Here is a 6,647-nt window from a genome sequence, read left to right as displayed (position 1 = left end):
ATTTAGATTTCGGTTTGACGGCCAAGATCTATTATAACGATTGGAGATTTTTTTGTTTATTAATACAACTCTAGAAGTTTCGTTTTCACACACGCAGAGCGTGTGGTTTAAAAAGCATAATAGAAAACAGGCTAATTCATTCGCGAATTAGCCTGTTCAGGTGTTATTGAATAACTCTTTTAGAGAACAAATAATTTGAAGCCCAGTAACGGTTCTGCATCACATTCTTCGTAATCGCAACCCCGAGTGAGGAAGAGGCATGGATCATACTTCCATCACCCATGTAAATACCCACGTGGGCAACGCGTCCGTCAGAATAGGAATCCTTAATCGTGAAGAACATTAAATCTCCTGCCTCTAACTGAGTAACCGCTACCCCTTTACTTGCTTGATCCCTCGATACACGTGGAAGACTGATTCCTGCTTGACTAAAGACAAGCTGCGTGTAAGAGGAACAATCAAATAGTCTTGGTGCTTCTGCTGCAGTAGCTCCAAACTTGTACCCTGCACCGATATACTGTTTCGCCGCATCGAGTACCTTTTTCCTTTGTGTAGAAACAGAAGCATTACTACTATCTTTGACTGGTTCATGTTCCTTGACAGGCTCCATCTCTTTTGGCGATCCGCTATTCGGTAGTTTTAAAACTTGGCCATCTTTAATGATATTTGAAGTAAGATTATTTGCCGCTTTTAAAGCATCTATTGTTGTATGGTGCAAGCGAGAAATGTTCCAAAGCGTATCCCCAGAATGGACAATGTATTGTTGTGCTGGTTTTTGTACTTGTATCGAACCATTTTCCGTTTTAAAAGTAATGTAAGAATTGAATAATGCCCCACCTGCGTGTAATGAAACATAGGCCGTGTTATTGATCCAGCGAGGGGCTTTGATGTTGACATATTCATTCCCCTTTTTTGCCTGCGTTCCACCCATCGTAATACGTATATCGGTAGAACCATCAGTCACTTCATAGGTTAAAGTCTTTTCTTCAAACTTAATATAGTTGTATCCAAGCGCTTTTGCTAATTGGACAAATGGCAGAAAATAGACGCCGTCGATTTTGATCGGGTTAATCCCATTTACTACTTTTCCATTAATGGCAATGGCTGCTGTCGGTACATTTTCAATTTTTTCTGCATGAACCGTGACCGTTTGACAGAGCAAAAGCCCCAGCAAAAGAACAGCAACTACCGGCTTTCGTTTTCCTAGAAGTCGATTAATACTCATTGCATTTCTCCTTTTAGCTAAATTTTAGACAAGCATGGTTATGATGTGTTGTCATGGAAATTTTTATTCCTCTTTATGCAAAAAGTGGTCGATTGTCCCAAATTTTTTCCCCATTTATTAATCATTACTTCCGAAATTATTCATAGATTATTCACATTTATTGCATAAGCTTGTCTATATCAAGGGCTCTCCTCGTTGAAGACTCTACGAAAGAACACCTAGAAATACTGCTTAGAAAATCACATTCTAGGCGAAAGCAATCATATTACATTTAAAGGAGAATAGAGAAAATGAATTTCTTAAAACGTTCATGGTTAAGCGTGAAAACGCGGAAAGGAAAAAGCCTACTACAGATCATTGTGTTTTCTGCCATCTTTGTTTTAGTACTAGCTGGGCTTTCGATTCAATCGGCTGCGGACAAATCAAGTGATTTAGCACGACAAAAGCTTGGTGCTGATGTGACATTGCAACAGGATATGGACAAGATGCGTGAGAAAATGCAAGAACAAATGGCTACATCAGGCGAAGGTGGCGGTCGAATGCGAATTGAACGTACACCTATAGACGTAACAGCTGCTGAAGAGTTAACGACTTATGAGCAAATAAAAGGGTATAATTTTTATTCTTCTACCACTGGACTAGCGTCCGATTTTGAACCAATTGAAAATGAATCTTCTACTGAAAACGCAGAGGAAGAAGGTCCAGGTGGAATGATACGTGGTGGAATGGCATTAGGTGATGTCACATTGCAAGGTGTAGCCTTTACCGATTCGGAAACTGATTTTATGGAAGGAAATGCAACGATTGTGGAAGGTAGACACCTTACATCGGAAGATTTAGATAAAAATGTTGCCGTAATTGAACAAAGCTTAGCAGAAAATAACGATTTATCTGTAGGAGACAGCATTACCGTTGCCAATCCTTCTGATGAAAGTATAAGCTCAACTCTCGAAATTGTAGGTATTTATTCAACCACTTCGACCGGTTCTGATATAGGGATGAATCTTGCAGCGATGAATCCATATAACAAAATTTACGTTCCATATACAGCTGCCTCTACATTAAAAGGCACGGATTACGCAGGAACTATTGATAGTGCTATTTACTATATTGATGATCCTGCTGACATGGAAAGTTTTGTTGAACAAGCGAAAAATGAAAGTAGCATCGATTTTGATACGTTCACTCTTAATGCGAACGATCAGCTCTATCAGCAAATGGTTGGACCAATCGAAAACGTCGCTTCTTTTTCTAAAAATGTTGTTTACCTAGTTTCAATTGCAGGTGCTGTTATTCTTGGACTTATCGTCATGATGTCGATCCGCGAACGAAAATATGAAATGGGTGTACTGCTTGCGATTGGAGAAAAACGCTGGAAGTTAATCGGCCAATTTATCGCGGAAATTCTTTTAGTTGCGGTATTATCTCTCGGAATTGCCACTGTAAGTGGGAATTATGTGGCTGACCAAATGGGCCAACAACTCCTTAATCAGGAAGTTACTTCCGCGGAAACAAGCAATATGCCAGAATCGTTTGGTGGTCGTGGAGGAATGTTTGGAGGCCAACTGGGTGGACGTATGGGCGCTACGAACATGATGCAGAATCAACAAGCAGTTATTGACGAACTAAATGTTCAAGTAACTGGAAACGATCTTGGCATGTTAGCCATAATCGGAGCCATCATCGCTATTTTCTCAGCTTTATTGCCTTCCCTATCCGTTTTACGTTTACAACCAAAAGTGATTTTAACAAAGCAAGATTAAGATAAGGAGTGATTTCAAGATGACGGCTCTATTAGAATTTAAAGATATTAGTTATTGGTACAATCAAGCGAACAAGCGCCACGATATTTTAAAAAACGTTAATGTTGAATTTAACAAAGGCTCTTTTTACACGATTATTGGCCCTTCAGGATCAGGAAAAACAACATTCCTTGCCTTAGCCAGTGCCTTAGATGTACCAAAAGAAGGAACAGTTTTGTATGAAGGGAAAGATATTAAAAAAATTGGCCTGACGAACTTCCGTAATAAATATGTTTCGATTGTTTTCCAGTCTTACAATCTTTTACCCTATATGACGGCTTTACAAAACGTCCTTACTGCTATGGAGATTACCGGTTCAAAGCAGCCTAACAAAAAACAATTCGCTTTGCAAATGCTTGAGAAGATGGGGATTTCCGAAAAAAATGCGATGCAAAAAGTTTTAACATTGAGCGGCGGTCAACAGCAGCGTGTGGCCATCGCTCGTGCCCTCTGCTGTGAGAGTGACCTAATCGTTGCGGACGAACCAACTGGAAATCTTGACGAAGATACTGCGAAAGAAATCGTTCGTATCTTTCAAGAACTCGCTCATGAAGTAGGAAAATGTGTGATTGTCGTTACCCATGACCCATCCATTGCCGAAGCGTCCGATGTCGTTGTGAAATTAACAAAAGGAAGCTTATCGGTGAAGAATAAGAAAGAAGCTGTAGCTTCTATATAAACTCAAAATAGGAATCCAGTGGATTCCTATTTTAGTTTCACCTAAGCTTTACGCTATAATGACGCATCGATTTTGGGATTCCCTTTAATTCGAATACCTTGCTATAAACTAAATGACGGATACGAGATTCTAGGTAGAAAATATCAATCTGCAAATTTCTCGTTAATATCTCTCCGATTAAATCTGCTGTTTTGATAAAATCCTTCTGTTCTTGCTCGAGATGCATCTCTTCCAGTGTTTCAATAATAAACGTATCATAATAATCCTCTGACACACTTTTAATTTCATTATCTTCCCATATTCGGAGCACTTCATTTGTTTCCGATAGTTGTTCCCATTCTATATGATATCGTGTTCGTTCCTCATCAGATAAAGGTTTTTTATTTTTTTCAAAAATTATGCTTAATTCACTCGATTCAATTTGACTTGTGTAAAAGATAGGTTCCTCATCCTTACTACTTTCATAGAGCTCTGGTGAATTTATCAAAAATATCACATTAGTTTTTTCTCGCAATTGATAGAGAAAAAAACGGAGTCCTACTTGTTCAATAGCATTATTCCCATACCAAACATAAATTGGACCATCTGGGGCAATGTCTTCAATTTCCCGCAAAGTGTTCATTATTTGATTTTCAAGAACATTGTCTTCCTGCTCAGAATTAATATTTTCATATAACCATTCATTGCGATGGGAACGCCCAGCTTCTGTATGCAAATTGCTTATGGGACCAATCGAAAGAGAGTCGGGAAATCCAATGACAGTCCTAGGTCTTGGAAGTCCAACTCGTAGGGATCCTGCTGCCGATTCCATTGAGACAATATGGACAGGACCTGAATCAACGATTGGACGATGTAATTGAATTTGTTTATTAATTTCACTCACCATCATGTTCAAACCCTCTTCGTTAACAAAGAATGATCTCCCTTCCAAATACTTGTGTTTTTCATGATTAAATTCTCCAAAAGGAATCTCACCATTTAATTCATATGCATTGCATTCACCGTTTTCATTCATGTTTGAAATGGTAACATAGCTACTCGTTTTGATATGATAGACAAGGACGAGATTGTGTTTAACCAAAAAATAGATAAATGGATAATTAACTTTGACCTGAATGAGGATCAACTCCTTCTTAAAATAAGCATCGAAAACTGCGCCATTTCATACTAATTACAAACGGACAAGAAAAGGGGGTTGAACATTTTGTTTAGTGTTTTAATTTTCAGTATTCTAATCGTATCATTCTTAATAAGTATTTACCTATACAATTTTACCAAGAATACGAAGAAGACTATGCAAGCAATGACACTTAAAAGTTTCATGACTGGACAGTATTTAGGTCCAAAAACTACTTTAAAAGATTACATAAACGATTTTTTCAACAATGATGGTCATACAGATGGATTTGATGGCAGTGACTTTGATGATGGCGGTGAATAGATACACTTTCATCTAAAATACTTCCTTATTTTTGAGAAAAGACAATTCTTTTGCATGCGAATAAAGATTACATATTTTTTCCACAGAAGGAAATAATCACATAGAAGATTATTTTCGAGAGGAAGATTAAACTGTGGATGATCTATTTATAGCCCGGTCCCTATTTGGGACGACGATGGCCTTTCATATTATTTTTGCGACGATTGGCGTGGGATTACCACTTATGATTTTAGCTGCGGAGCTTACCTATCAGAAAACAAAAGACCAAGATTATGTCGTGATGGCAAAACGATGGACAAAAGCTTTTGCTGTCCTTCTTGGAGTCGGTATCCCTACAGGAACCATCGCTGGTGTTCAATTATCATTATTATGGCCAGGTTTCATGGAAGTAATTGGACGTGTCATGCCCCTTCCCTTCCAAATTGAAATCTACGCCTTTTTTATTGAAGCCTTATTTATGTCCATCTATGTTTATGCGGCAGAACGAATCGCTCCATGGATGAGAATTGCAAGCCTCATCCTCGTCGCCATTGGCGCCTTATCCTCAGCAGTATTGATTACAAATGTCCATGCTTTTCAAGGGACGCCCGCAGGATTTCGCTATGAAAATGGACAATTTACAGATATTAATCCGTGGGAAGCCTTTTTTAATCCAAGCTTCTTCGTAACCGCAGGTCATGTCGCCTTGTCAGCCTATGTCGTTGGGGCATTTGTCGTGGCTTCTGTCGCTGCTTTTAAAATGAGGAAACATAAAACTGGAACAAGAGTGTATCAATTGCATCAAAAAGCACTCAAGCTAACACTTATTTTAGGCTGCCTTTTTGCCTTTTTGACTGCCTTAAACGGACATGAATCGGCACAATATTTACATGAATATCAACCAGAGAAGCTAGCTGCTGCAGAAGGCTTGTTTGAAACCCAATCCCACGCCCCTCTTGCCATTGGCGGAGTGACTGACAAAGAAACGAAAGAGATTAAAGGAGCCATTGAGATACCATGGGCTCTAAGTTTTCTCGCAGGAAATAGCTTCGATACAGTCGTTGTGGGTTTGAATGATTTTCCTGAGGAAGAATGGCCACCCCTTTTTATCCATACTCTTTTTAATGGTATGGTTGGAATTGGTTCCATCCTCATTGTGATTCCGTTATTAGTTTGGGCTTGGAGAAAACTATTAAAGAAAGACCATTATCCAAAACCTCTGCTTTGGATTCTAGTATGTACCGGTCCGTTAGCTGTTCTCGCGATTGAGTTCGGCTGGATATTCGCATGTACTGGACGCCAACCTTGGGTCATTTATCGAATCTTAAAAACAGCTGAATCAGCTACGACCGCTACTAATTTAAGCACCCTTTTCATCTTATTCATAGCAGTTTACATCATTTTAGCCATCGCTGTCGTGCTCGTATTGCTCTATTTTTTTAGAAAAAACACCGAACTCGACGATATCGAGCGTGCTGAAAAGAAAAATGTCCCACTCTACAGTTCAAATACATAGGAGGA

5 protein-coding genes are annotated in these 6,647 nt (G+C 38.9%); 3 read left to right on the top strand and 2 right to left on the bottom strand.

The window, feature by feature from the left end:
• Window positions 1-163: 163 nt before the first annotated feature.
• Window positions 164-1,225 (bottom strand): C40 family peptidase, encoded by a 1,062-nt coding sequence (locus tag FAR12_RS04340; RefSeq protein WP_126406702.1) that lies wholly within the window; start codon window positions 1,223-1,225, stop codon window positions 164-166.
• 290 nt (window positions 1,226-1,515) lie between these two features.
• Between FAR12_RS04340 and FAR12_RS04335 the strand changes: the two genes are divergently transcribed.
• Together FAR12_RS04335 and FAR12_RS04330 are read left to right on the top strand one after the other, a co-directional pair.
• Window positions 1,516-2,988 carry an ABC transporter permease gene (locus FAR12_RS04335; protein WP_126406700.1) on the top strand — a complete coding sequence of 491 codons (1,473 nt, stop codon included), beginning with the start codon at window positions 1,516-1,518 and terminating at the stop codon, window positions 2,986-2,988.
• A 19-nt stretch (window positions 2,989-3,007) separates the two neighbouring features.
• Window positions 3,008-3,706 (top strand): ABC transporter ATP-binding protein, encoded by a 699-nt coding sequence (locus tag FAR12_RS04330; RefSeq protein ID WP_126406698.1) that lies wholly within the window; start codon window positions 3,008-3,010, stop codon window positions 3,704-3,706.
• 37 nt (window positions 3,707-3,743) lie between these two features.
• On the opposite strand, the gene FAR12_RS04325 is transcribed toward FAR12_RS04330, so the two are convergent.
• On the bottom strand, window positions 3,744-4,787 hold the full coding sequence (locus FAR12_RS04325; RefSeq protein WP_212734376.1) for a DUF1835 domain-containing protein: 1,044 nt from the start codon (window positions 4,785-4,787) through the stop codon (window positions 3,744-3,746).
• A 493-nt stretch (window positions 4,788-5,280) separates the two neighbouring features.
• Here FAR12_RS04325 and FAR12_RS04320 point away from each other — a divergent pair, with 493 nt between their 5' ends.
• The gene (locus FAR12_RS04320; RefSeq protein ID WP_126406694.1) at window positions 5,281-6,642 is read left to right on the top strand and encodes a cytochrome ubiquinol oxidase subunit I; all 1,362 of its coding nucleotides are present in this window, start codon (window positions 5,281-5,283) and stop codon (window positions 6,640-6,642) included.
• Window positions 6,643-6,647: the final 5 nt, after the last annotated feature.

The sequence above is a fragment of the Bacillus yapensis genome (assembly GCF_005280205.1).
GTDB classification, from domain to species: Bacteria; Bacillota; Bacilli; order Bacillales; family Cytobacillaceae; genus Robertmurraya; species Robertmurraya yapensis.
Note: the sequence above shows the minus strand (reverse complement) of the source record. Positions and strands in the feature narration are given on the sequence as shown.